The 25,272-nt window shown below is 62.8% G+C and carries 22 protein-coding genes and 1 tRNA gene; 8 read left to right on the forward strand and 15 right to left on the reverse strand.

The window, feature by feature from the left end:
• Positions 1-23: 23 nt before the first annotated feature.
• From ACFQ95_RS10640 to thiD, 3 genes are all read right to left on the reverse strand, one after another.
• Positions 24-680 (reverse strand): glycine zipper 2TM domain-containing protein, encoded by a 657-nt coding sequence (locus ACFQ95_RS10640; RefSeq protein WP_422830838.1) that lies wholly within the window; start codon positions 678-680, stop codon positions 24-26.
• Positions 681-822: 142 nt separating this feature from the next.
• Positions 823-2,115 carry a glutamate-1-semialdehyde 2,1-aminomutase gene (gene hemL / locus ACFQ95_RS10645; RefSeq protein ID WP_422830839.1) on the reverse strand — a complete coding sequence of 431 codons (1,293 nt, stop codon included), beginning with the start codon at positions 2,113-2,115 and terminating at the stop codon, positions 823-825.
• Positions 2,116-2,143: 28 nt separating this feature from the next.
• A complete protein-coding gene (gene thiD / locus ACFQ95_RS10650; protein ID WP_422830840.1) occupies positions 2,144-3,088 on the reverse strand; it encodes a bifunctional hydroxymethylpyrimidine kinase/phosphomethylpyrimidine kinase in 945 nt (314 codons plus the stop codon).
• A 126-nt stretch (positions 3,089-3,214) separates the two neighbouring features.
• On the opposite strand from thiD, the gene ACFQ95_RS10655 reads away from it, so the two are divergent.
• The 6 genes from ACFQ95_RS10655 to ACFQ95_RS10680 are packed head-to-tail and all read left to right on the forward strand — an operon-like array spanning position 3,215 to position 13,392.
• Positions 3,215-3,367, forward strand: coding sequence for a rubredoxin (locus tag ACFQ95_RS10655; protein WP_422831114.1), 153 nt, complete (start codon positions 3,215-3,217; stop codon positions 3,365-3,367).
• 58 nt (positions 3,368-3,425) lie between these two features.
• Positions 3,426-3,824, forward strand: a complete 399-nt coding sequence (locus ACFQ95_RS10660; protein WP_422830841.1) for a response regulator — start codon at positions 3,426-3,428, stop codon at positions 3,822-3,824.
• Positions 3,824-4,189 (forward strand): response regulator, encoded by a 366-nt coding sequence (locus ACFQ95_RS10665; RefSeq protein WP_422830842.1) that lies wholly within the window; start codon positions 3,824-3,826, stop codon positions 4,187-4,189. The genes ACFQ95_RS10660 and ACFQ95_RS10665 overlap by 1 nt, the downstream gene beginning before the upstream one ends.
• 6 nt (positions 4,190-4,195) lie before the next feature.
• Positions 4,196-4,729 carry a chemotaxis protein CheW gene (locus ACFQ95_RS10670; protein ID WP_422830843.1) on the forward strand — a complete coding sequence of 178 codons (534 nt, stop codon included), beginning with the start codon at positions 4,196-4,198 and terminating at the stop codon, positions 4,727-4,729.
• A gap of 21 nt (positions 4,730-4,750) precedes the next feature.
• Positions 4,751-7,054 carry a methyl-accepting chemotaxis protein gene (locus ACFQ95_RS10675; protein ID WP_422830844.1) on the forward strand — a complete coding sequence of 768 codons (2,304 nt, stop codon included), beginning with the start codon at positions 4,751-4,753 and terminating at the stop codon, positions 7,052-7,054.
• Between the two features lie 35 nt (positions 7,055-7,089).
• Positions 7,090-13,392, forward strand: a complete 6,303-nt coding sequence (locus tag ACFQ95_RS10680) for an Hpt domain-containing protein (protein ID WP_422830845.1) — start codon at positions 7,090-7,092, stop codon at positions 13,390-13,392.
• Positions 13,393-13,450: 58 nt separating this feature from the next.
• On the opposite strand, the gene ACFQ95_RS10685 is transcribed toward ACFQ95_RS10680, so the two are convergent.
• Positions 13,451-14,164, reverse strand: a complete 714-nt coding sequence (locus ACFQ95_RS10685; RefSeq protein WP_422830846.1) for an alpha/beta fold hydrolase — start codon at positions 14,162-14,164, stop codon at positions 13,451-13,453.
• Positions 14,165-14,254: 90 nt separating this feature from the next.
• On the opposite strand from ACFQ95_RS10685, the gene ACFQ95_RS10690 reads away from it, so the two are divergent.
• Positions 14,255-14,743 carry a universal stress protein gene (locus ACFQ95_RS10690; protein WP_422830847.1) on the forward strand — a complete coding sequence of 163 codons (489 nt, stop codon included), beginning with the start codon at positions 14,255-14,257 and terminating at the stop codon, positions 14,741-14,743.
• A 54-nt stretch (positions 14,744-14,797) separates the two neighbouring features.
• Here ACFQ95_RS10690 and ACFQ95_RS10695 read toward each other — a convergent pair whose 3' ends face one another.
• From ACFQ95_RS10695 to ACFQ95_RS10725, 7 genes are all read right to left on the reverse strand, one after another.
• Positions 14,798-15,361 (reverse strand): cysteine dioxygenase, encoded by a 564-nt coding sequence (locus tag ACFQ95_RS10695; protein WP_422830848.1) that lies wholly within the window; start codon positions 15,359-15,361, stop codon positions 14,798-14,800.
• Between the two features lie 112 nt (positions 15,362-15,473).
• Positions 15,474-16,790, reverse strand: a complete 1,317-nt coding sequence (locus ACFQ95_RS10700) for a tetratricopeptide repeat protein (RefSeq protein WP_422830849.1) — start codon at positions 16,788-16,790, stop codon at positions 15,474-15,476.
• A gap of 83 nt (positions 16,791-16,873) precedes the next feature.
• On the reverse strand, positions 16,874-18,373 hold the full coding sequence (locus tag ACFQ95_RS10705) for an ABC transporter substrate-binding protein (protein ID WP_422830850.1): 1,500 nt from the start codon (positions 18,371-18,373) through the stop codon (positions 16,874-16,876).
• A 51-nt stretch (positions 18,374-18,424) separates the two neighbouring features.
• On the reverse strand, positions 18,425-19,276 hold the full coding sequence (locus ACFQ95_RS10710) for an ATP-binding cassette domain-containing protein (protein WP_422830851.1): 852 nt from the start codon (positions 19,274-19,276) through the stop codon (positions 18,425-18,427).
• Positions 19,273-20,304 carry an ABC transporter ATP-binding protein gene (locus ACFQ95_RS10715; protein WP_422830852.1) on the reverse strand — a complete coding sequence of 344 codons (1,032 nt, stop codon included), beginning with the start codon at positions 20,302-20,304 and terminating at the stop codon, positions 19,273-19,275. Before ACFQ95_RS10715 ends, ACFQ95_RS10710 begins: the two co-directional genes overlap by 4 nt.
• A 14-nt stretch (positions 20,305-20,318) precedes the next feature.
• Positions 20,319-21,227, reverse strand: a complete 909-nt coding sequence (locus ACFQ95_RS10720) for an ABC transporter permease (RefSeq protein WP_422830853.1) — start codon at positions 21,225-21,227, stop codon at positions 20,319-20,321.
• A complete protein-coding gene (locus ACFQ95_RS10725; RefSeq protein WP_422830854.1) occupies positions 21,187-22,137 on the reverse strand; it encodes an ABC transporter permease in 951 nt (316 codons plus the stop codon). The genes ACFQ95_RS10720 and ACFQ95_RS10725 overlap by 41 nt, the downstream gene beginning before the upstream one ends.
• Before the next feature lie 217 nt (positions 22,138-22,354).
• On the opposite strand from ACFQ95_RS10725, the gene ACFQ95_RS10730 reads away from it, so the two are divergent.
• Positions 22,355-22,657: a YfhL family 4Fe-4S dicluster ferredoxin gene (locus tag ACFQ95_RS10730; protein ID WP_422831115.1), complete on the forward strand. Its 303-nt coding sequence runs from the start codon at positions 22,355-22,357 to the stop codon at positions 22,655-22,657.
• A gap of 28 nt (positions 22,658-22,685) precedes the next feature.
• On the opposite strand, the gene pth is transcribed toward ACFQ95_RS10730, so the two are convergent.
• From pth to ACFQ95_RS10750, 4 genes are all read right to left on the reverse strand, one after another.
• The gene (gene pth / locus ACFQ95_RS10735; protein ID WP_422830855.1) at positions 22,686-23,348 is read right to left on the reverse strand and encodes an aminoacyl-tRNA hydrolase; all 663 of its coding nucleotides are present in this window, start codon (positions 23,346-23,348) and stop codon (positions 22,686-22,688) included.
• A gap of 90 nt (positions 23,349-23,438) precedes the next feature.
• The gene (locus ACFQ95_RS10740) at positions 23,439-24,065 is read right to left on the reverse strand and encodes a 50S ribosomal protein L25/general stress protein Ctc (protein WP_422830856.1); all 627 of its coding nucleotides are present in this window, start codon (positions 24,063-24,065) and stop codon (positions 23,439-23,441) included.
• A gap of 98 nt (positions 24,066-24,163) precedes the next feature.
• Positions 24,164-25,129: a ribose-phosphate pyrophosphokinase gene (locus ACFQ95_RS10745; RefSeq protein WP_422830857.1), complete on the reverse strand. Its 966-nt coding sequence runs from the start codon at positions 25,127-25,129 to the stop codon at positions 24,164-24,166.
• Positions 25,130-25,189: 60 nt separating this feature from the next.
• Positions 25,190-25,266: transfer RNA gene (locus tag ACFQ95_RS10750), tRNA-Gln, on the reverse strand.
• Between the last annotated feature and the right edge of the window lie 6 nt (positions 25,267-25,272).

Here is a 25,272-nt window from a genome sequence, read left to right on the forward strand (position 1 = left end):
GTTGGGTTAAGACTTCGCCAGCTTTAACGCCAGTGGCCGTGACCGCCCGAGCTGTAACCCAGGTTCAGCGACACACCAATGGGTGAGACAAAAGGCGCGGCATACGGCGTCGCCTGGTACCAGCCCACGGGGGCCGGTGCCGGTGCAATCACGGGCGGAGCGTACACACCTTCCGTCTGCATCACTGGCTGATGGGCCGGCATGGTCTGCACGGCGGGGCTGACCTGCAGCGGAATGCTTGGGCCAGGATCTTGAGGCAATTGCACGGTGTATTGTTTGCCCGCATATTCATAGACCACGTTGTAGCCCATGGTGCGGTTCTCATACACGTTTTGTGTGCCGCAGTTTTGCACCGTCTGGTACTGGGTACCGCCAGGGCCCTGGATGCTATTGCCCAGAAGGGCTCCGCCCACGACACCCAGGCCAGTTGCCACCGCGCGCCCCGAGCCTCCGCCCACCGCATTGCCCAGCACACCGCCCGCGATCGCGCCCAGCAGCGCGCCGGCACCCGAGGGGGCCGACTGCGTGGCGACCTGTTGTGTGCTGCACACCTGTCGCGGTACCGCGACCTGCTGCACCACCGCAGTCGAAGACAACACCCGCCCATATTCCTGGGCAGACGCCACAGACACAAGGCCGGTGCCAAGGGCCAGAACTGACAGCACAAGGATTTTTTTCATGATGGGGTTTAGAGGGGCGTGTTCAGCGGAAGTTTGAACCTTTACACGGCCTTTTCAAATCCAGCCTCTGTCTGCCTGTGTGCGGAGCGTAAACATTGGGGGCTGAATTGACACTTCAGGCAATGCTGAAGTGCGCAGGCAGCTATTCTTTTGGAAGCGTTTTGAACGCCACGCGTGCGGCTTCAATGGTGGCGTCGATGTCGGCATCGGTGTGCGCCGCGCTCACAAAGCCGGCTTCGTAGAGTGCTGGCGCAATGTACACACCCTGGTCTAGCAGCCCGTGGAACAGGTGGTTGAAACGTGGGTTGCTGCTGCGCATCACCTGGCTGTAGTTCTGCGGCAACTCGGGCAACAGGAAGAAGCCAAACATGCCGCCTTCACTCTCGGTGCAGAACGGCACACCTTCGGCATCGGCTGCCGCTTGTAGGCCCTGTACCAGGCGTTTGGTTTTGGCGCCCAGGGCTTGGTAAAAGCCAGGTTTGGCGATTTCGCGCAGCGTGGCCAGCCCACAAGCAGTGGCCACCGGGTTGCCCGATAAGGTGCCGGCCTGATAAACCGGCCCCATAGGCGCCAGTTGTTCCATGATCGCGCGCGGGCCACCAAAGGCCGCCAACGGCATGCCGCCGCCAATTACCTTGCCCATCACGGTCAGGTCGGGCTTGATGCCCAACACACCTTGCGCGCCTTGCAGGCCAACACGGAAGCCTGTCATCACCTCGTCGAACAACAGCAGCGCGCCGTGCTGCGTGCACAGTTCACGGCAGCGCTTGGCAAAGGCCGGCGTGGCGCGCACAAAGTTCATGTTGCCGGCGATGGCTTCTATCATCAAACAAGCGATGTCGTGGCCGTGCAGCGCAAAGGCTTCTTCCAACTGCGTCAGGTTGTTGTATTCGAGTACCAGCGTGTGCTGCACCACTTCGGGCGGCACGCCAGCCGAAGTGGGATTGCCAAACGTCGCCAGGCCCGAGCCGGCCTTCACCAGCAGCGCATCGGCATGGCCGTGGTAACAACCCTCAAACTTGATGATGTGTTTGCGGCCCGTGGCGCCGCGCGCCAGGCGCAGTGCACTCATGGCGGCCTCGGTGCCGGAACTGACCAGGCGCACCATTTCCATAGACGGCAGCAACTGCAGGATTTGCTCGGCCAACTCGACTTCGCGTTCCGTGGGCGCGCCGAACGAGAAGCCGTCCAGCGCGGCCTTTTGCACCGCTTCCAGCACCGCGGGGTGGCCGTGGCCCAGGATCATGGGCCCCCAGGAGCCGATGTAGTCGATGTAACGCTTGTTGTCAGCGTCCCAGAAGTAGGCGCCTTCCGCGCGGCGGATGAAGCGTGGCGTGCCGCCCACGGCCTTGAACGCACGGACCGGGGAGTTCACGCCACCGGGAATCACTTTTTGGGCGCGGGCAAAGAGTTCGGCGTTCAAGTCCTGGTGCATGTCTGGGGCGATTTAATAGAGTTTGGGATCAATGGCGCGTATTGCTGGGCGTGGCTTCGAGTGCGGCCAAGGCCAACTTGGTTTCCTCGTCCATCTCGTCGTCTTCAGCTTCTTCATCTTCGTCGGGCTGCGCCCAGAACATGCGGTCGGGGATGACGTGGCCCATGCCGGGGCGAAAGCCCGCGTCTAGGCAGCGATCGAGGTAGCTCAGCGCTTCGCGTGTGGCCTCGGCCAGGTCGGTGCCGCCCGCCAGCAACGCCGCCAGCGCGGCTGAAAGCGTGTCGCCAGCCCCGGTGAACACGGCTTCGAAAAGCTCGAACTTGCTGCTGGCCATGATGGCTTGCGGGCTGGCCAAAACGTTGTCTACATGTTGCTCGGGCAGCGGAATGCCCGTGACCAAGGTATAGGCCACGCCCATTTCGGCGGCCACCTTGGCGATGTCCCGCGGCGTGGGGTTGCGTTCGCCTTCCCAGTCCGGCAGCAGCCAGCGGCGCAGCGTACTGTGGTGCCCAACCAACACCGTGGTTTGCGGCAACATCAGTTCCCGGAAGGCGTCCAGATATTCGTCAATCTTGGATTCATCCCACCACGACAGGTTGGGCATGTAGGCCACCACCGGTACCTCGGCGTAGTCGGCCGTGATCTCGGCGATGACGCTGATGTTTTCTGGGTCGCCGACAAAACCGACCTTGATGACCTGCACGGTCATATCTTCCAGAACCGCGCGTGCTTGCTCGCTCACGGCCTCATCATCAAAACCAAAGTGTTCGAAAATCTCGCCGGTATCGCGGGCGTAGGCACCTGTTACAACTGGCAGGCAGTGGGCGCCTACGGAGGCGATGGTGGAAACGTCAGCCGACAGGCCACCTGCGCCGCTGGGGTCGCTGGCATTGAAGACCATGACACAGGCGGGGCTGCCAAGATCGTCGTCTTCACCGTCTTCAAGGGGTAAGTCAGTGGGGGATGTTGTCATGGGGCCGAGAGATTCTGGCTAGGTGGCGAACAAGCCTATGGAAGGCACTGCTGCGTCGATACAATCGTTGCATTCTATTCGAAGGCCCCTTAAGCTGTGACTGATACAAAAGATACAAAAACTTGGATGTGCTTGATTTGCGGATGGATCTACGATGAAGCCACCGGCTCTCCAGAAGAAGGCATCGCACCGGGCACGGCCTGGGCCGATGTGCCTATGAACTGGACGTGTCCTGAATGCGGCGCACGCAAAGACGATTTCGAAATGGTGCAGATTTAACCCTGGGCTGTAACAGCGGCAGGGTTGCGTGAGGCAAGGTCTTTCAGGAGCCGCATTAGTGAGTACAAGCGCATTGACCCTCAAGGTCCTGGTGGTAGATGACAGCAACACCATCCGCCGCAGCGCCGAGATTTTCCTCAAGCAGGGCGGTCACGAGGTGTTGCTGGCCGAAGATGGTTTTGATGCCCTCTCCAAAATCAACGACCACAGCCCGCAACTGATTTTCTGCGACATCCTGATGCCCAAGCTGGATGGCTACCAGACCTGCGCCATCATCAAGCGCAACCCCCTTTTTTCCGCAATCCCGGTGGTCATGCTGTCTTCAAAAGACGGTGTGTTCGACAAAGCGCGCGGCCGCATGGTGGGCTCGCAGGACTACTTGACCAAACCCTTTACCAAAGACCAGTTGCTGCAGGCGGTACAACAGTTCGGTGCTGCAGCGCAAGGAGTTGCTTGATGCCCATCCACCATGTTTTGATCGTGGACGACTCGAAGACCGAGCTGATGTACCTGACCGATATGCTGCAGAAAAGCGGCATGGTGGTGCGCACGGCGGAAAATGCGGAAGACGCTTTCAAGAAGCTGGCCGAGCAAAAGCCTGATCTGATCCTGATGGATGTGGTGATGCCGGGGCAGAATGGCTTTCAGCTCACGCGCTCCATCAGCCGCAACCCGGAATATGCCGACGTGCCCATCATCATGTGCACCAGCAAAAACCAGGAAACCGACCGTGTCTGGGGCTTGCGCCAAGGCGCCCGCGACTACATCACCAAACCAGTCGATGCCGCCGAGCTGAAGGCCAAGATCAGCGCACTGGGTTAACCAACCGTGGCGAATCGAGCTGCCTTAAGAGAACTTCACACCCGGCTCGCAGCACGACTGCAAAACGCCCGTGCACAGGGCCAGGCCATGCAGTGGCTGGCGGTGGAGATTGGCACGGGGCGCTTCCTGGTGCCCTTGGCGCAATCGGGCGAGATTTTTCCGTGGACATCGGTGCAAAACACGCCCTATACCCAGGATTGGTTCCTGGGGGTTTCAAATCTGCGTGGCAGTCTTTGTGGGGTGGCCGACATGGCTGCCTTCATGGGCCTGGCCGTGCAGACGAATGCGCTTGAGCGTGACCGCTCGGAATGCAGTTTGCTGACGTTCAACAGCAGCCTGGAGTTGAATTGCGCCATTCTGGTGGACCGCCTGTCCGGTCTACGCGGGCCCGAAGCCTTTACCGCGTCGCAGGCGGTGGCCGTTGACAGCGCTAAACCATATCTCGGTCTGCAGCATACCGATACGGCCGGCCAGCAATGGCAAGAGCTGAATCTGCAAACCCTTTCGCAATTTCCCCCTTTTCTGAGCATCAGTGCTTAGGCACGTCCATAAGGCTGCACCATGTCCGTCGTTGTCAAGCTGACACAGCTGTTTGAGAAGAAGCAGGCAGAGTCCGAATTCGCCCCCAGCATGGGTATTTCTGAAGCCACGGACCAGCCATTGGGGGCCAGTGCGGCGCCGGACTCGGTGCAAGGCCGAGGCTCGTTGCAAGGACCGCTTTCCTTGTCGGCAGAGCCCGGTGGCAAAGGGCAGGATTTTGGCGAGAGCCGTTTTGTCGATGCGAGCGTCGCTGACCACGCAGACGCACCGGTGACCCTGCCTTTGTTGGGGCGGCGTGCGCCGGGCCAGCATCAGCGAATTCTGGGCGCCTTGCTGGCATTGGCGCTTTTGGCCTTGATCGGTGTGACGGTGTTTGCCTTGAACCAGGCCGGCAAAACCGCACAGCAACTGGCCGCGACGGGCCAGGCCTTGATGCAATCACAGCGCCTGGCCAAATCGGTTTCTCAAGCCTTGGTGGGCACACCTGCGGCGTTTCCCGATGTGGCCGACAGTGCGGCTGCACTGAACCAGGCGGTCGAAGGCTTGGCCCATGGCGACGACAAACTCAGTGCCGTACAAGGCGCTGCCCGTACCGAGCTGGAAGCCATCCAGCCGTTGACGGCCCGTGCCGGTAAAAATGCCGCCACGGTGATGGCACAGCAAAAAGTGTTGACGCAGGTGGGCGCGTCTTTGCAAGGCATCAACCGCCATTCGTTTGAGATGCTGGAGCTGGCCGAAAGTGTGTCCGCCAGCAAACTGCAGCAAAACGCCCCGGCCATAGAAATTTCGGCCGCCGGCCAACTGGTGATGTTGACGCAACGTATCGCCAAGTCGGCGAACGAATTTCAGACACTTGATGGCGGCAGCCCCGAGGCCGTGTTTTTGCTGGGCAAGGACTTGAGCGCGTTCCGCGAAATCACCCGCGGTCTGCTCGACGGCAGTGCCGACTTGCGCCTGGGCGCGGCCCGAGATGCGGGTATGCGCGAGCAACTCAATGCGCTGCTGAAGGCCTACGAGCAAATGCGCACGGATGCGGGCGCTATTTTGGGTAACCTGCAAGGCTTGGTGGCCGCGCGTGAAGCGCAGTCCTCCATCATTGCCGAGAGTGAGCCGCTGCGGCGTCAACTTGAATTGCTGCAGGGCCAACTGTCCTCGCAAAGCGGTATTGGCCTGGGGCTGATTCTGGGCATGGTGGCGTCGGCTCTGCTGGTGCTGGCCGGCGGCGCTGGCCTGGCGATGGTGCAGTTGCGCAGCAGCCAGCAACGGCAATTGGTGGCAGAAGGCCAACGCCAGCACGCTGAACACGCGCAGTTGGAGGCCAAGCGTGTGAACGACGCCAACCAGGCCGCCATCTTGCGGCTGATGAACGAACTGCAGCAGGTGGCAGAGGGCGACCTCACCCAAGAAGCCACGGTGACGGAAGACATCACTGGCGCGATTGCCGATTCGGTGAACTACACCGTGGAAGAACTGCGCGCGCTGGTCGGCAGCGTGCAAAACACCGCCAGCCGGGTGGCGCAAACCACCGCCCAGGTGGACAACACCTCGACAGAACTGCTCGCCGCCTCGACCGAGCAATTGCGCGAGATTCGTGAAACCGGCCGTTCGGTGCTGGACATGGCTTCGCGCATCAACGAGGTGTCCACCCAGGCGCAGGAATCGGCTTCGGTGGCGCGCCAGTCGCTGCAAGCCGCAGACTCCGGTTTGCAGGCCGTGCAAAACGCCATCGGCGGCATGAACGCCATCCGCGACCAGATCCAGGACACCTCCAAACGCATCAAACGCCTGGGTGAGTCGTCGCAAGAGATTGGTGAAATCACCGAGCTGATTTCCGACATTACCGAACAGACCAACGTCTTGGCGCTGAACGCCGCCATCCAGGCCGCATCCGCCGGTGAAGCCGGACGCGGCTTCTCGGTCGTGGCCGAAGAGGTGCAGCGCCTGGCCGAACGCTCGGGTGACGCCACACGCCAGATTGCGGCGCTGGTGAAGGGCATTCAGACCGACACACAAGACGCCGTGGCCGCCATGGACCGCTCCACGCAGGGTGTGGTGGCCGGCGCGCAACTGTCCGATACCGCTGGCACGGCCCTGTCGGAGATCGACCAGGTGTCGCGCCGACTGGCCGAGCTGATCGAACAGATTTCCTCCATCACCTCGCGTGAAGCCGAGAAGGCCAACATCGTGGCCAACAACATCCAGCACATTTTTGCGGTGACGGAGCAAACCGGTGAAGGCACACGTTCCACGGCCCAGCAGGTGCGCGAGTTGTCGCACATGGCCGAGGAATTGCGCCAATCTGTGGCCCGGTTCAAGATCAGCTGACCCCACTCTTTCAAGAGTACCGAATGGATCAACTCATGCACGCCGCTCCAACCGCTGGGGCGCATGCGTCCGATCAAGACCTTGGGCCTTTGGCCTGGGTATTGGACGAACTGCGCAAGACGCTGGACAACGCCGTCAAAGCCCTGCGCCGCCAAGTCCGCGAGGTCGAAGGCGGGTCGGCCGACGCCACGGCCATCACCAACGGCACACATCTGCAGTTGGCGCGCCAGCAACTGCACATGGCCGTGGGGGCGCTGTCCATGGTCGGCATGCGCGAGCCCGCGCAGATGCTGGGTGCCATGGAGGAGGTGGCGCAGAGGTTCGTCAACCAACCCGAGCTGTGCACCGAAGCTGCGGTGACTACCCTTGAGGCTGCAAGCTTTGCGTTGATCGACTTCCTTGAGGGTGTGCTGGCCGGCAAATCGGTTTCGGCCGTGGGCCTGTTCCCGCAGTACCGCGACGTGCGCGTGCTCGCCGGTGGCGGGCAGGCGCATCCGGCAGATTTGTGGTCGGTGTCATCTAAGGCGGCCGCCGTCGGCGGCGTGGCCTTGGTGCCGCCTCTGGCCTACGCACCCGAAGTGCGCTCGCAGTTTGACCAAGGGGTGCTGAAGATCGTCAAAACCGGTGACCCGGTTTCGGCCAAACACTTGGCGCAGTTGAGCCTGGGCTTGGCGTCGGCGCAAACTGCCGCGCCCGTGCGGGCCTTCTGGATGCTGGCCACGGCTTATTTTGAAGCGCTGGGTGAAGGCCTGATCGCGGCCGACCTTTATGCCAAACGCATTGCGTCGCGTGTGTTGACCCAATACGCGGGTCTGGCGAAAGGCGACACCAAGCTCACGCCGCGCCTGGTGCAGGACATGTTGTTCTACGCGGCGCAGGCCGTGCCAAGCGAAACATCTGACACGCCAACCCTGGCCGCTGTGCGCAAGGCCTACAGCCTGCACCGCCATGTGCCGACCAACTACGAAGAACAACGCTTTGGCCGCTTCGACCCGGCCCTGGTGGCCCAGGCCCGCAAACGCCTGGCGGCGGCGGCCGAAACCTGGTCTGCGCTGGCCGGTGGCGACCTGCATCGTCTGAAGACGGCGCACGATCAATTCGCCCAGGTGGGCGAGTCGCTCACCAAGCTGCATCCCGAGAGTGCCGAGTTGGCACATGCGTTGAACCAGGCGGTTTATGCCACCGCGCGCTCCAACGCGGCGCCCCCTGCGGCGCTGGGCATGGAAGTCGCCACCTCGGTGCTGTATCTGGAGGCCGCTTACGAGGAGCTGGATCAGGCCAGCGCCCACATGGCCGAGCGCGCCAACCTGCTGGCCGGTCGCCTGGAGCGTGTGCTGCGTGGCGGCCAACCCGAGCCACTGGACGCGTGGATGGAAGAGCTGTACCACCGCGTCAGCGACCGTCAAACCATGGGCAGCGTGGTTGATGAGCTGCGCAGCTCTCTCGGCGACGTAGAGCAGGCCTTGGACCAGTTTTTCCGTACACCACGCGAGAAGGTCCCATTGGGCCGGGTGTCGGCGCAGATGTCGCAAATGCGGGGTGTGTTGTCGGTGCTGGGTCTGGCCGAGGCCTCGCAGGCCATGGCGCGCATGCGCGAAACGGTGGACCGTTTCATGTTCGACGATGCGCAGGACGAAGCCCAGCGCGCGGCCACTTTCGACAAGCTGGGCAATAGCCTGGGGGCCATGGGTTTTCTGATCGACATGCTGGCCTACCAGCCGGCGCTGGCGCGCAAGCTGTTTGTCTACGATGAAAGTGCGGGTGAGTTCAAGCTGGTCATGGGGCGCAATGCCGCACCTACCGACGCCGAGCAACTGGTCGAAGACCTGGGCGACAGCTTTGCCGCTGCTGAGCCTGCGCCAGCGCCAGTCACCGCTCCAGCTGCTGAGGCCGCTGAGGCCACCGCCGTCGACACCGCTGCAGAAGCCGCACCCCTGCAAGGCGCCGGGCTTGTGGTGGACGATTTTGCCGATACCGTGCCCCCTGCAGTCGAGCCTGCTACTGAAAGCCTGGCCGAACCAGCACTTGCCTTGCCCGGCGAGCTTCTGCCCGAAGTGTTGCCCGAAGTCTTGGCCGAAGTGCCTGCACACCCCGCGCCAGCCGCGTCCGCTGCCGAGCATGAGGCTGCGGTTGCGGTTGCCGACGACCTGGCTTTTGACCTCGATGCGGGGCCGACACCGGCGACTGAAGAGCCTGCACTGCTTGAGACTGAAGCGCAAAGCCAGGCTGTGCCCGTAGCGCTTGCGCCGGCATCAGAGGTGCTGGCCGCACCGCCCAAGCCGTTGGAATCGTCCCCGGCCGTGAGTACCGCGCCTGCGGTCGACGACGAAGACGACGATGGCGCCGAACTGCGCGAGATCTTCATCGAAGAAGCCCGTGAAGTGCTGGCAACCGGGCTTGGTGCCGTGTCCAGTCTGCGTGAAACACCTGCCAATGTGGCCGAGCAGACGGTACTGCGACGCGCGTTCCACACACTCAAGGGCAGCTCGCGCATGGTCGGGCTCAGCGAGTTTGGTGAAGCCGGTTGGGCGATGGAGCAGTTGCTCAACAGCTGGTTGGCCAGCCCCAGCCCGGCCAGTGAAGATTTGCTCTCGCTCTGTGAAGATGCCTTGCGTGGTTTTGCCATGTGGGTGGAAGACCTGGCGATTGGCACCGGCGAGGATTGGCGTGCGGAGCCGTTCCGTTCCGCAGCTGATGCGCTGCGTCTTGACGGGCGGCGTGAACCTCTGCGGATACCGCAAGCTGCGAGTACGGCCGGACCCTTGTCCATGCCGCTGGACAGCTTGCAAGACCGTTCCGCTGAGCAAGCCACGCTGGACGTGGCCGACGAGGCATTGGCCGGAGTCGACTGGAGCCATCCGGAGGAGGTCGAGCCCGCGCCCGAAATCCAGGAGCTGCCCCTGTCCTTAGAGGACGATGCGGCGGCTGTATTGTCGGAGGCCGAGCTTCTGGCGGCCTTTGCCAACACCGATGTGTCGACGCAGCCGAGTGCCGCTGATGTGCCGGAAGAAGTCCTGAGCCAAGCATTGGCGCCAAGCTTGGAAGCAGAGGCAGAGGCAGAGGCAGAGGCAGAGGCAGAGGCAGAGGCAGAGGCAGAAAATGCCACGCCCGCAGAGCTGCTCCAGGCGCCTGTCGTCGAAGAGCCTGTGTCGCCAGAAGAAAGTGCCATCGAAGAGCCGGTCACCGCAGTGTCAGAGCAACTGCTTGAAGATGCCGTGGCGCCAGCCATCGAAGCCGCCGCCAGCCCCACGGTGGCACATGAACCTGAGGTCGAGACCGAGTCAGAGGGCAACGATGCCATCAAGGCCATAGGCCCATTGCGCATCGGCATTCCGCTCTACAACGTGTTCCTCAATGAAGCCGATGAGTGGTCGCGCCGGCTGCAGACATCGCTGAATGAATGGGCACTGGAGTTGCACCAGCCGTTGTCGGATACGGCCGTGGCCTTGGCCCACTCCCTGGCTGGCAGTTCCGCCACGGTGGGTTTTCAGGCGCTGTCGCATTTGGCGCGGGCACTCGAAGATGCGTTGTTGCATGTGCAGATGGACGGCTCCGGCACCGAGCAGCAGGCGCAAGTGTTCAACGATGCGGCCGAAGACATTCGCCGCCTGCTGCACCAGTTTGCTGCAGGATTCTTGAAGGATGCCAACCCGGCTGTGGTGGACGCCCTGCGTGCCTTGCTGGCCCAGGAGCCGGTATCGCAGCAGGATGCCGAGCAAGATTCACGGCAGGACGACGAGCCCGTCGCCAGCACTTTTGCCGACACGCTGGATGGCGGCGCAGAGGACGCGGCGCGGCCTGATTCTGCTCCTGCGGGCGCGGACCAGAACGCTGAAGACCGTCCCGAAATCGCAGAGCTTGAAGACGCCGAGGCCACGGCCGAAGTGACAGCTGAGGTCACGGCCGAAGCCGGCGCAGAAGCACCGGTCTTGGCGCCGGTGCTCGCCATGCCGGTCGCCCCGCGTTTGAGCCAGGCGGTCGAAGCGCGTGCCGCTGCGGCCACCGATGGTTTTGCCGAAGACCTGGACGCGGTCGATGTGATCGACGCCGATCTGTTTCCGATCTTTGAGGAAGAAGCCGCCGAGTTGCTGCCGCAGCTGGGCTCGGCATTGCGCCAATGGCGTGCCCATCCCGACAACGCCGGCGCACGCAGCGAAGTGCTGCGCGCGCTGCACACCCTCAAGGGCAGTGCCCGGCTGGCTGGCGCATTGCGCCTGGGTGAACTGGCGCACCGGCTCGAAACCGTGATCGAATACATGGGCGCCGACGGTGAGCCGACGGCCGCCAGCATAGAGCCGCTGCTCGCGCACTTCGACGTGTTGCAGGGCAATATGGACGCGCTGCGCACCAGCCACCTGCAAAGTGTGAGTGGCGCGGAGGTGTTGCCCATCAATGCGTCCATCGACATTCGCGGCGCAGAAGATCTGGAAACCGCGGCGCCCCTGCCGGCCCCGCTGCCGCAGGTCACGCGCCAGCTTGCCGGTCAATCGGTGCGGGTGCGCTCGCAGCTGCTCGACCGCATGGTCAACCAGGCCGGCGAGGTCATCATCACGCGTACACGGCTAGATGCCCGTGTGGGCCAGCTGCGCGGCTCCTTGAACGACCTGAGTGGCAACCTGGAACGCTTGCGGCAACAGTTGCGCGAGATCGAACTGCAGGCTGAATCACAAATGCAGTCGCGCCTGGCGCAGGCGAAGGAGTCGGAACAGGCGTACGACCCGCTGGAATTCGACCGCTTCACACGGGTGCAGGAACTCACCCGCATGATGGCCGAGTCGGTCAACGACGTGGCCACGGTGCAGCGCAACCTGCAGCGCACGATTGAAGGTGCCGAAGACGATCTCGCCGCACAAGCGCGCCAGGCGCGTGAGCTGCAGCGCGATCTGCTGCGCACCCGCATGGTCGAGTTCGAAGGTATTGCCGAACGTTTGTACGCCGTGGTGCGCCAGGGCAGCAAAGATACCGGCAAACAGGTCAAGCTCGACATCACCGGCGGCGCCATCGAAATGGACCGTGGGGTGTTGGACCGCATGGCGCCAGCCTTTGAACACCTGCTGCGCAATGCCATGGCCCACGGCATCGAAGCGCCCGAGGTGCGCCAGGCCGCGGGCAAACCTGCGGCCGGCAGCATACAGATCGACCTGCAGCACGAGGGTAACGACATCCTGGTGACCGTGGGTGACGATGGTGCGGGGCTGGACCTCGACCGCATTCGTCAGCGCGCTGAAGCTCAAGGCCTGGTGACGCCCGGTCAGGTGCTGGAGCCAGGCGCGGTGGCCGATCTGGTGTTCCTGCCCGGTTTCTCCACCGCCAGCCAGGTGTCGGAGATTTCTGGGCGCGGCATCGGCATGGACGTGGTGCGTGCCGAAGTGCAGGCGCTAGGTGGCCGTATTGAAACCGTTACCGAGACCGGCAAGGGAACGCGCTTCAAGATGGTGCTGCCGCTGACCACGGCGGTCACGCAGGTGGTGATGTTGCGCATGGGCGGTTTGTCGATTGGTGTACCCGCCAACCTGGTGGAAACCGTGCGCCGCACGCCGCAGGCCGAACTGGCCCAGGCCTATGGCCAGGAGTTTTTGGTTTACGCTGGCGAGCAGGTGCCTCTGTACTGGGGTGGCAGTCTGCTGCAAACCTCGGCGCTCAGCACCGAAGAGGAGGGCAAACACAGCCCCGTGGTGGTGTTGCGCAGTGCGGCGCAACGTATTGCCCTGCACGTCGATGAAGTGTTGGGCAACCAGGAAGTGGTGGTGAAAAACCTCGGGCCACAGTTGTCGCGCCTGCCTGGTTTGGCGGGGATGTCGGTTCTGGCGTCGGGTGCCGTGGTGCTGATCTACAACCCGGTGGCGCTGGCCACGGTTTACGGGCCGCGTGCACGTTTGTGGCAGGCGGTACAGCGCTCTGGGGCCGAGCAGTCGGTGGTGGCGCAAGGCCTGGGCGCGGGCGCCGATGTGCCGCTGGTGCTGGTGGTGGACGACTCCATCACTGTGCGCCGCGTCACGCAGCGTTTGCTCAAGCGTGAAGGTTATCGTGTGGCACTGGCCACGGATGGTGTGCAGGCACTGGAGCGGCTGCGCGAGGAGCGCCCGGCGCTGGTGCTGTCCGACATCGAAATGCCGCGCATGGATGGGTTTGATTTGGCGCAGACCATTCGCAATGATGCGGCGTTGAAAGATCTGCCCATCGTGATGATTTCTTCGCGCACCGCGGACAAACACCGCGAGCATGCGCGTGCCTTGGGCGTGAACCACTATCTTGGCAAGCCTTACCCGGAAGAAGCCTTGCTGGAATTGGTGCGGCAGTATGCGGCGCAGGCTGCGTTGGCGGCTACTGAGGGCTAGGGCGTCTTTGGGCGCTCCTGGCCGGGCGACTCCCGGCCAGCAGTGCAAATTGAAATCTCTAGCCCAGCCGCCGTAGCCACTCCAGCAAAGCAGAGTTCACGACTGAAGGCTGTTCCATCGTGAGCATATGCCCGCACCCCGGCAAGATGTGTACCTCGGCCTGCGGCAACCATCCAGCGATCTCGTAGGTGTGTTCGGGTGGTGTGAGTTTGTCGGCCTCGCCACACAACAGCAGCACCGGGCAGGCCACACGGGCCAGATGTTGCCGCGCATCGGGCCGCACCATGATGGCGCGGTTCTGCTGTACCAGTTGGCTGGCGCCGGCGCGCAGCACCATGTCCATATAGCGTTGCGTGAGGGCCGTGTTGCGGGCCTGTGCGGGGGCGAAGGCCAAGGGCACGTTGGCGCGTAGTACCTCGGGCGCGCGGCCTTGTGCAAAAAGTGGCAGCACGCCTTCGCGTAGCGTGCGCATGGCGTCGTTTTCGGGGCGTGCGCTAGTGCCCAACAAGGCCAGGCCACGCAGCCGTGGGCCCGCGTGGCGTGCGGCTTCCATGGCGATCATGCCACCCATCGAGGCGCCACACAGCACCAGCGGGCCGGGGTGTTCGTCCACCAGGGCTTGGGCCATGTCTTCTATGGTGTGGTGGCGGGTGTGGACGTCGCTCACCGCGGTGTTCCACTTCTGTGGCACGGCGGCGAGTTGCGCCTGCCACATCTCGGCGTCGGTGGCCAAGCCTGGCAACAAGATCAATTGGGCCGCAACAGGGGTCATAGGTGTTTGTAGGGGTACAGGTTCCTGAACTTTTTCTTTTGGCCTATGCTGGCCCCACGGAGATCGTAAATACGTTCTTAGGAGAATGTCATGAAAATATTATTGCCGGTAGACGGCTCAGATGTGTCGCTGGAAGCAGTGCGCCATGCCATCAGCCTGGTGCGCCAAGGCCTGAGGGCGCGTATGGTGTTGGCCAATGTGCAGGCGCCAGCGCATTTGTATGAACTGGTGATGAGGCCCGACCCCGGGGTGATCGAACGCGCGAGCACCGATGCCGCGCGCGATGCCTTGCTCAAAGGCAGTGCCCTGCTGCGCGAAGCCGACATCCCGTTCGAGACCGAGATTGCGATTGGCGACCCGGCCCACACCATCATCGACATTGTGGAGCGCTACAGCTGTGACATGGTGATCCTGGGCGCCCGCGACAAGGGCAGTTTGCGCAGCGCCCTGCTTGGCTCGGTGGCGCACGAAGTGCTCCACGCTGCACCTGTGCCGGTGATGATCATCAAGCCACACGACGATGCAGATCTAGAGGCCGCAGATAAGGCGGCATTACAAGACCTGGCGGATGAGAACTGAGGCAAGGCTGAACAAGGCCCGCCCGTGGCCCTAAGCCGGGCGTAGCTTCGGCCGCTAGCTTTCGTTGTGCGCGACGCTGATGCGTCGTCGCGTGCCCGCTGCCACGTCGTAGATGTTGAAGTCGTTCATCGTGCGTCCATAGAGGTGCAGGCTCACCGCGCGCGGCCGGTTCGCTGGCACGCCGGTGATGTGGATGTGGTCGGGGTTGGGCACAAAGCTGGTGATGGCGCCGCGCCCCAGCAGGATGATGCCGCCGCGCACCAGGTCTATGCCCTCATCGCTGCCCCGGTCGGGCGATATGCGCACGTAGCTGCGCTCTTCCAGTAAGCCCTCCAGCACACCGACCACGCCCCAACTGCCGTGGTCGTGTACGGGCGTCCATTGGCCGGGCGACCACACCAGGGTGTAGATCGACATGCTGGCGTCAGGCGCGCTGTACACCAGGTTGCGAGCGTAGTGGTCTGGGTGGCTTTGAAAGTGTTGCGGCTGCAGGAAGGTGTTGGCACCTTCTACCAGCGCCAGCATCAGCGGCGCAATGGCTTCCACGCAATCGGCAGGGTCTGCACCGCGTTGGGTGTGTGCAGCAATTTGGCTGAGAAATGTGTCGAGGGCGGTCATGGGGCGCGGCAGCCTGTACAGCCGCCATCATTTTGTGTGGACGATGGCCTGTGACTATAGCGCCCGTTGGTGTCTATAGACACCAAAACCAACACCGCTGGCCGATGTCCAACTACCAGTTCGGCAATCCCAGGGCGTTCTGCGTGTGTGCTACCAGTTGCGCCAACCGCAGCGACTCCGGCTGGCTGTTGCGCAAGGGCTGCACCAGGTTGTGCACGGCCGCCCATTGGTCCGAGCGTATGAGGGCGTCGAGGTGAAACTGGCCGAACAGATCGCGTTGTGCGTGGCTGCCGCCAATCAATACCAACTGCGGCAACGCTTGCCCCAGCGCCTGTGCCGCGTTGGCAAAGTCCCCTTGCGCATAAGCCAGCAGGCCGCGTGCGCAGGGCAGGGCGGTTTGGTGCCACTGAGGTTGGTCGGGGTGTGCCTCGGCATGGGTTTCCAGGCTGGTGAGCAAAGCAGCGGCCTCCGGGCGGCCAGCGCGGGCCAGGCCGTAGAGGTAGTGCAGGTCGAGAAATGGCAGCACGTGCTCGGCACCGCGCGCCAGCAAATACGTGGCCACGTCTTGCCAGCGCACACCCACGTCAACACCTGCCAACTCCAGCCGTGCGAGCAGCGACACGGCGTTGGCCTGGTCTTGGGAATAACTTTTCTCCACACCCCACACCTGGGTGTCGTAAAGCTCAAGCGCGGCTTGGGCTTGCCCAAGTTCAATCGCGAACAGCGCGGCGTGCCACCAGTTGTGCGTGACCATGAACGAGTTCAAGCCGGTCCACGTGGATGCCATGCTTTGCATGAAGTCCAGGCCCTCGCGCATGCGCCCTTGGGTCAGCATGACGTGCGCCAAGGCGTGGTGCGCCCAGGGCTCTTTTTCACTCAGCTGGATGGCGTGGCGTGCAGCCGCTTCGGCTTGCGCCATGGCGTGGCATTGCTCCCAAGCAAAGGCCAGCATGCCGTGCAGGTAGGGCACATCCGCCGCGTGGGGTGCGGCGGCCAGCGCCAGGCGCAGCATGGCTGGTGCATCGCCCAGGTTGAAGGCGTGGTACTGGCCTAGCTTCAAGGCCACGAGGTCGCGCGGATGCTGCGCCACCTGCTCCTGCAGCAGGCGCAGGCTGCTGGGCACGTCGCCATGCACCCATGCCGCCACGGCTTGCACAAAACGCTGCTCGCGTGAAGTGGCATCGTGGCTGTGCTGCTGCGCCCGTTGCAGATAGGGGCGGGCATTGGCCGGAGCGCTGCCGGTTTCGGCAAACATGTGCAGTGCCGCAGCGTAGGCCTGGACGATGGCGCTGTGGTCGTGCGCGGCGGTGGCCAGCAGGTTGACGGCGCGGGCCTCGCTGGCGATGAAGCCCATCACAAAGTCGTCCAGCGGCGCCAGGCTGTCCGCGTGGTGCAGGCTGACGGGGTTGCCTAGAGCGTCGCGCAGCATGCGGGCATCTTTAAGGAAAATAGGCCTATTACGCTTAATAGGTAAGCGTGAGAAGCTTCTTTATTGATAGCTAGGTAGTGAGCCTAGCTCCACGACAGCGCCGAGATGTCGTTGACAAAAATCGGCATGTCCTTCCACAAGCCCTTGATGTTCTTGTTGGCCAGCGTGATCCATTGCGGCTGGTACAGGAAGGCATTGACGGCGTCCTCGGCAATCATTTTTTGCGCGTCGCCGAGCAGCTTGTTGCGGTCGGCCACACGCGGGGCGTTGTTGATCTTGGCAAACAGCGTATTGAACTTCTCCGACTCGTAGCCCCAGTAGTAGCCCGGCTTGGCGTAGTTGCCCAGGTCGAACGGCTCGACGTGCGAGATGATGGTGAGGTCGTAGTTGGCGTTGGTGTAGACGCCGCTGATCCACTGCGCCCACTCGACGTTTTCTATCTTGGCGACGATGCCGATTTTGGCCAGTTGTGCCGCGATTACCTCGCCACCCTGGCGTGCGTAGGGCGGGGGTGGCAGCTTCAGGCTGAGCGTCAGCGGGGTGGTGACGCCGGCTTCCTTGAGCAGGGCACGTGCCTTGTCGGGGTTGAACGGGTTGATGCCGGTGGTGTCGATGTAGCCCGGCGCGCCAGGTGTGTAGTGGCTGCCAATCGGTACGCCGTAGCCGTCGCCCGCGCCTTCTATCACCGCCTTGCGGTCGATGGCGGCAGAAATGGCGCGGCGCACACGCACATCGTCCAGCGGCTTCTTTTTGTTGTTGATGGCCAGAATGGTCTTGGCGCGCGAGCCGCCCACCAGCAATTGAAAGCGCGAGTTGCTCTTGAACTGCGCCACGCTGCGCGGCGTGACACGCGGAAACACGTCCACGTCACCGGCCAGAAGGGCGGCGATCTGCGCGGCCGGGTCGGAGATGAAGCGGAAGGTGGCGCGCTTGATCTTCACCGCTGCGGCGTTGCGGTAGCCCTCCCACTTGGCCAGCGTGATGGACGAGCCCTTGGCCCAGTTCTGGATCAGGTAGGGGCCGGTGCCCACGGGTTTGGTGCTGTTGCTGTCGGCGCTTTTGGGCTCGACGATGATGGCGGTGGCTTGGCCCATCAGGAACAAAAAGTCGGGGTCTATGTCTTTGTTGACGATGACCAGGGTGCTCTCGTCTATGGCGGAGATGTTTTGCATCGCCGCAAAGGTGCGCTTGTCCTTGTTGGTGCTTTTTTCGCCGGCGGCGCGCTCGAAGGCGAACTTGACGGTGGCCGCATTCAAGGGTTCGCCATTGTGGAAACGCACACCACGGCGCAGCTTGAAGGTGATGGTCTTGAGATCCGGCGAGACTTCCCAGCTCTCGGCCAACAGCGGCACCACCGTGCCATCGCTCTGGATCTTGGTCAGCGTCTCGAACACGTTGTAGTGCACGATCTCCGAGGTCGACGACGCGGCCGTGGCCGTGGGGTCGAGGCCGCCGGTAGGCTCCAGGGTCATGGCCAGCGTGATGCTGTCCTTGCGCGATTGCGCCAGGCTGGTGATTGGCAAAGCCACGGCGGGTAGCGCCAGCGCGCTGGCGGAACGGATCAGAGTGCGTCGTTGCAGCATGTCGAAAATCCCAACAGTTACTTGTTGCCGCGCATTGTGACCGGGTTGAACTTAACCTGCAGAAATCTCCGCCTGTTGTGTCTTGGACCCGGGCAATGCCCGTGGCACGGCCGCCACAAGCGCCTGGGTCACCGGGTGCTGCGGCTTCAAAAACAAGTTGTTTGGGCTGCCGCGCTCGACCACCTGGCCCTGGTGCAGCACCAGCACTTCATCGCACAGGTGGTGCACCACCGCCAGATCGTGGCTGATGAGCAGGTAGGTCACGCCAAAGCTGGCTTGCAAGTCCACCATCAGATTGAGCACCTGGGCCTGCACCGAGACGTCGAGTGCGCTCACCGGTTCGTCGGCAATGATGAGCTTGGGGCGGGTGATCAGGGCGCGTGCAATGGCAATGCGCTGGCGTTGGCCGCCGGAGAACTCGTGCGGATATTTGTCCAGGTCGCCTGCGCGCAGGCCCACGGCGGTGAGGATTTGGGCGGCTTGCTCGCGCTGTTCTGCACGGCTGCCGATTTGGGCCAGCGCGGCCAGCGGCTCGGCGACGATACGCGCCACGGTTTGGCGCGGGTCTAGCGAGCTATAGGGGTCTTGAAACACCATCTGCATGTCGCGCCGCGCGCTGCGCAGGGCGGCGGCTGGGAGCTGGTGCAGGTCTTGGCCCAACAGTCGCACGCTGCCGGCGCTCGGTTGGTCGAGTGCCATCACCAGGCGGGCCAGGGTGGACTTGCCCGAGCCCGATTCACCGACGATGCCGACGTTGCGGCCGCTGTGCACGGCGAAGCTGACGCCGCGCAACGCTTGCATTTGCTTGGGCGCTTGGAACAGCTTTTCACGCGGCAGCGGGTAGCTGCGTGCGAGGTCGGTCACTTCCAACAATGGCGTTGTGGTGGTGATGTTGTTGGTCATGCCGTCGCCTCCAACTGGCGCAGCACGTGGGGCTGGCAACTGGCGGTGTGGGCTGCACCGCTGCTGTGGACCGGCACCGCAAGCGCTGGCGGTGTCGTGCTGGCGCAGCTGGCTTCCGTCCAGGCGCAGCGGCCGGCAAACGGGCAGCCGGGGGGGATGTCTTGCAACTCGGGCACGTGGCCGGTTATGGTGGGCAGGCGCGGGCGCTGACCTTCGGCACGCAAGCCTATCATCGGGCGCGCGGCAAACAGGCCACGCGTGTACGGGTGGGCCATGTGCTGGAATACCGCCGCCGTAGGCCCGCGCTCGACGATGCTGCCGCCATACATCACCAACATCTGGTCGACGTTTTGTGCGATGACGCCGAGGTCGTGCGATATCAAAATCAGCGCCATGCCGCGCTCGGCCACCAGTTCGCGCAGCAGTTGCAGGATTTGCAGTTGCAGCGTGGCGTCGAGGGCGGTGGTGGGTTCGTCGGCAATCAACAGGTCGGGGCCGCAGGCCAGGGCCATGGCGATGGTGATGCGCTGGCGCTGGCCGCCGGAGAATTGGTGCGGGTAGGCCTCGGCCCGGCGGGCGGCGTCGGCAATGCCTACTCTGGTCAGCAGTGCCACGGCCTCGGCGCGGGCGGCGTTGCGCGACAGGCCGCGGTGCAGGCGCAAGGGCTCGGCCACTTGGCGGCCAATGGTTTGCACGGGGTTGAGCGCGCTCATCGGGTCCTGGAACACCATGCCCACGCGGTTGCCACGGATGCCGCAAAAAGTGGCATCTGATGCGCCAACCATTTCTTGGCCGTTGAGTTTGACACTGCCGGACACCTGCGCTTGCTCGGGCAGCAAGCCCATCAACGCGAGCATGGTGATGGACTTGCCGGAGCCCGACTCTCCAATCACGCCCAGCGTCTGGCCGCGCTCCAGCCGCAGGTGGATGTTGCGTATGGCGGGCACCAGGCCGTGCGGCGTGGGGAGTGCAACCTGCAGGTTTTCAACCAGCAGCAAGGGGGCGGAAGATTGGTGGGGGCGGGTCATGGTTTTCAACGGTTTTAGCGTCGACCAGACAAGCGTGGGTCGAGCACATCGCGCAGCCCGTCGCCCAAGAGGTTGAGCCCCAGCACCGCCAGCGCAATCGCCAGGCCGGGATAGACGGCCAACATCGGCGCCTGGAACATCAGCGTCTGCGCTTCGCTGAGCATGCGGCCCCAGGACGGCTGCGGCGGTTGTGTGCCCAGGCCCAGGTACGACAAGGCGGCTTCGGCCAGGATGGCAATCGCAAAACGAATGGTCGCCTGCACGATCAGCACCGGCATGATGTTGGGCAACACATGTTCCCAGGTGATGCGCCACGGCCCCTTGCCGCAGCCGCGCGCGGCCAGGATGTAGTCGCGCGACCAAACACTGTTGGCCGCGGCGCGGGTGATGCGCGCAAAAATCGGGATGTTGAAAATGCCGATGGCAATGATGGCGTTGACCATGCCCGCGCCAAACACCGCCGCCAGCATGATGGCCGAAAGGATGGCCGGGAAAGCCAGCATGAAATCGCTGAGCCGCATGATCAGCTCTTCCACCCAGCCGCGACGGGCGGCCGCGAGCAGGCCCAGGGCCGCGCCGACACACAGGCCAATGCCCACGGCGATCAGCCCGACCAGAATGGAGCTGCGTGCGCCGACCAGCAGCAGCGAGGCGATGTCGCGGCCAAAGGGGTCGGTGCCCAGCCAATGCGCGGCGCTGGGCGCCCGGAGTTTCTGCGCCAGGTCCATCTCGTAAGGCGACCACGGCGTCCACACCAGCGACAACGCGGCGGCCGCGATCAGCAGCGCCGTGAGCCACGCGCCCAGCACCAGGCTGCGGTGGCTGCGGGCGCGTTGAACCAAGCCGGGCCGGGCTGCGGAAGGACGGGGGGCGGGAAGGGGGTTAGGCGTCACGGACTTTGATGCGCGGGTCGATGACGGCATACAACACGTCGACCACAAAATTGACGATGACCACCATGGCCGCCAGCAGCATCACGCAGTTGCGCACCACGATGAGGTCGCGGTTGGCGATGGACTGGAAGATCAACCGGCCCAGGCCGGGCAGGTAAAAAACACTCTCGACCACGATGGTGCCCGTGAGCAACTCTGAGAACTGCAGGCCCATGACGGTGATCACCGGCACCATGGCGTTGCGCAACACGTGGCGCCACAGCGTGGCGCGGCGTGACAAACCCTTGGCGCGTGCGGTGCGCACAAAGTCTTCGCGCAGCACTTCCAAAACGGCCGAGCGCGTGAAGCGTGCCAGGATGGCCGCTTGCACCAGTGCCAGAGAAATGGCGGGCAGGATCAGCGCCTTGACCGCTTCGCCCAGACCTTCTTCCCAACCCGGAAAGCCCCCCGCCGCGAACCACTGCAACTGCACGGAAAACAGCAGGATCAACAAAATGGCGAACCAGAAGTTGGGGATGGCGATGCCGATTTGCGTGAGGCCCATCACGCCGATGTCGCCCAGGCGGTTGTGGTTGGCGGCGGCGTAAACCCCGGCAGCCAAGGCGAGCAGGCTGGTCAGTGCCATGGCCATCAGTGCCAGGGGCACGGTGACGGCCAGGCGCTCCAAGATCAATTCAGACACCGGCGTGCCGTAGGCATAGCTCAAGCCCAGGTCGCCATGCAGCATGCCGTAGACCCAGTGGCCGTAACGCTCGAAGGCAGGGCGGTCGAGGCCTAGTTGCACGGTGAGGGCCTGCACGGCGTCGGGCGAGGCATCTGGGCCCATCATCAATTGCGCCGCATTGCCGGGAAGGATCTCCAATACCCCAAACACCACCAGCGAGGTGCCGACGAGGGTGGCGAGCAGGGTGATGACGCGTTTGAGTAAAAACAGACTCATGAAACGGGGCGCATGAAATGGGGCGCAGGCGGGAGCCGACTGAGAAGTCGCGATTATGAGCGGAAGACGCGGTTGAGCACTTTGGTCAACAGGGTTTTAACGCGGGTGTCGCGTGGATGGCGCATCGCCGCGATAATTGGGGCATGAGCGCCGAACTGAATACTCAAACCCCGACATACGCCTGCACCTGGCTGCCGGCATGCCTGGAGGCGACGTCATGGCGCTGATCATCACCGACGAATGCATCAACTGCGATGTGTGTGAGCCCGAATGTCCGAACGACGCGATTTATTTGGGCGAGGTGATCTACGAGATCGACCCGCACAAATGCACCGAGTGTGTCGGGCACTTTGACGAGCCCCAATGTATGCAGGTGTGCCCGGTGTCATGTATCCCGGTGAACCCCGACTTTGTGGAAGACAAAGAGACGCTCTGGCAGAAGTATCGGCGCCTGCAGGCTGAGGCCGGAGCGGCCGCAGCCCCGGTGGTGAGCACACCAACACCTCCCACTATCGGTTGACCTGGGCGCGCTGCGCGGCCTTGTCCGATCAGGCCTGAGGCGCTGGCGGTGGCGCTACCGCTGCATCGGCTGATCCAGCCACAGCAGGCTTTTCCGCGCGCGGCGGCTTGGGCCGTGCCGGTTTGGTGGTGTGGATCAGCATGGTCGCCTTGTTCATGTCGCCCGCCATCAGTGCCGGCAGGGCTTTGAGGCAACGATCCATGGTTTCTTCGATAGCAACACGGTGTTCGGGTGACGGCTTTTTCAGCACCCAATGCAACACCTGCTCTTTGACGCCCGGATGGCCCACACCGATGCGCAAGCGCCAGTAGTCGGGGCTGCCGAGTTGCGCGTGAATGTCGCGCAGGCCATTGTGGCCGGCATGGCTGCCGCCTTGTTTGAGTTTCGCCTGGCCCGGCACAACATCCAGTTCATCGTGCACCACCAGAATCTCTGATGGCTGGATCTTGAAGAAGCGCGCCAGCGCGGCGACCGACTTGCCAGACGCATTCATGAAGGTTTGTGGCTCCAGCAGCCAGCGCGGTTCGCCGTCCACCATCACGCGTGCCACCAAACCGTAGTAACTTTTGTCGGGCTGCAAGTTGGTTTTGAGTTCGCGCGCCACGGCGTCTATCCACCAGAATCCGGCGTTGTGGCGTGTGGCTTCGTATTCGGGGCCTGGGTTGCCCAAGCCGACAAAGAGTTTGATCATGCTTGCATTATCTCGTTTGAAATCGCCCACAAAAAAGCCCAGCAGGGCTGGGCTTTTTTGAAGGGTAGCGCCGGAGCGCGACAGCAAGAATTACTTCTTGCCCTTGCCCTTGGCTGGAGCGGCAGCGGCTGCTGGAGCAGCTTCTTCCACAACCTTGGGTGCCACAACCGACACCAGCACGGGGTTCACTGCACCACCCTTGATGGCAGCCTTGACGCCCTTGGGCAGCGTGATGTCCTTCAGGTGCAGCGAAGAACCCTTCTTCAGCGTCGTCAGGTCAACGGCGATGAATTCAGGGATGTCTGCTGGGAAGCAGGTCACTTGCAGTTCGGTCACGACGTGCGTGATCAGGCAGTGGTCCAGCTTGAAAGCAGGGGATTCTTCGTCACCGGAGTAGTGCACTGGCACCTTCACGGTCATCTTGGTCTTGTCGTCCACGCGTTGGAAATCAACGTGCAGAATCTGTTGGCGGTAGGGGTGCATTTGCACGTCGCGCAACAAAACCTTGCTCACGGAGCCATTCAGTTCCATGTCCAGAATGCTGGAGTGGAAGGCTTCCTTCTTGATGGCGTGCCACAGTGCGTTGTGATCGAGTTCGATCGCAACGACGGGTTCATTGGTACCACCAAAAACGATACCAGGGGTACGGCCGGAAATGCGGAGACGGCGGCTCGCACCCGTGCCCTGCAGATTGCGCTCAAAAGCGACGAAATTCATAGTTAACTCCTGAAGAAGTGCATCGCGACCAATGTCACTCCAGTTTGACAAAAGCCCGCGATCACTTTGCAGTGATCACAGGCTGACGATTGTCTCGATCAGTTTTGATCAGAGAACAAACTCATGACCGACTCACCGTTGGCAATGCGCTGTATCGTTTCGCCGATCAGCGGGGCCACGGTCAGTTGGCGAATTTTCTTGCAAGCAGCGGCGGCGTCGCTCAGAGGGATGGTGTTGGTCACCACCACTTCGTCGAGCGCCGAGCCCTTGGCGATACGCTCGATGGCCGGACCCGAGAAAATCGGGTGCGTACAGTAGGCGTAAACTTTTTTGGCGCCGCGTTCTTTCAACACTTCTGCCGCTTTGACCAGCGTGCCAGCGGTGTCGATCATGTCATCCATGATCACGCAGTTGCGGCCATCGATTTCACCGATGACGTGCATCACTTCGCTGACATTGGCCTTGGGGCGGCGCTTGTCGATGATGGCCATGTCGCAACCGAGTTGCTTGGCCAGGGCGCGTGCACGCACCACGCCACCAACGTCTGGCGACACAACAATCAGATCTTCGTAGTTTTGCTGGCGCAGATCGCCCAGCAAAACGGGGGACGCATAAATGTTGTCCACCGGAATGTCGAAGAAACCTTGGATCTGGTCGGCGTGCAAGTCCATGGTCAGCACACGGTCCACACCCACGGCTTGCAGCATGTTGGCCACAACCTTGGCCGTGATCGGCACACGGGCCGAACGTGGGCGGCGGTCTTGGCGTGCATAACCAAAGTAGGGAATCACGGCGCTGATGCGTTCAGCAGAAGCGCGTTTCAGCGCGTCCACCATGATCAGCAGCTCCATCAGGTTGTCATTCGTGGGAGCACATGTGCTCTGCACCACAAAAACGTCGCGGGCGCGCACGTTCTGGTTGATCTCGACCGTCACTTCGCCGTCGGAAAAACGGCCGACGCTGGCGGCGCCTAGAGAAATGCCAAGATGTTTAGCAATGTCAGCAGCCATGCCTGGATTGGCATTGCCGGTGAAAACCATGAAATCAGTGTGGGTGGGCTGCATGAGCTTTGGGCGATGAATTAACTTGCCGGTACGTTTAACGTCTGCGCGTTTAAACATATTTGGCAGGGGAAGAAGGATTCGAACCTTCGCATGCCGGAATCAAAATCCGGTGCCTTAACCAACTTGGCGACTCCCCTACACAG

It is taken from the genome of Variovorax sp. HJSM1_2 (assembly GCF_049316285.1).
In the GTDB taxonomy this organism is placed as follows: Bacteria; Pseudomonadota; Gammaproteobacteria; order Burkholderiales; family Burkholderiaceae_C; genus Rhodoferax_B.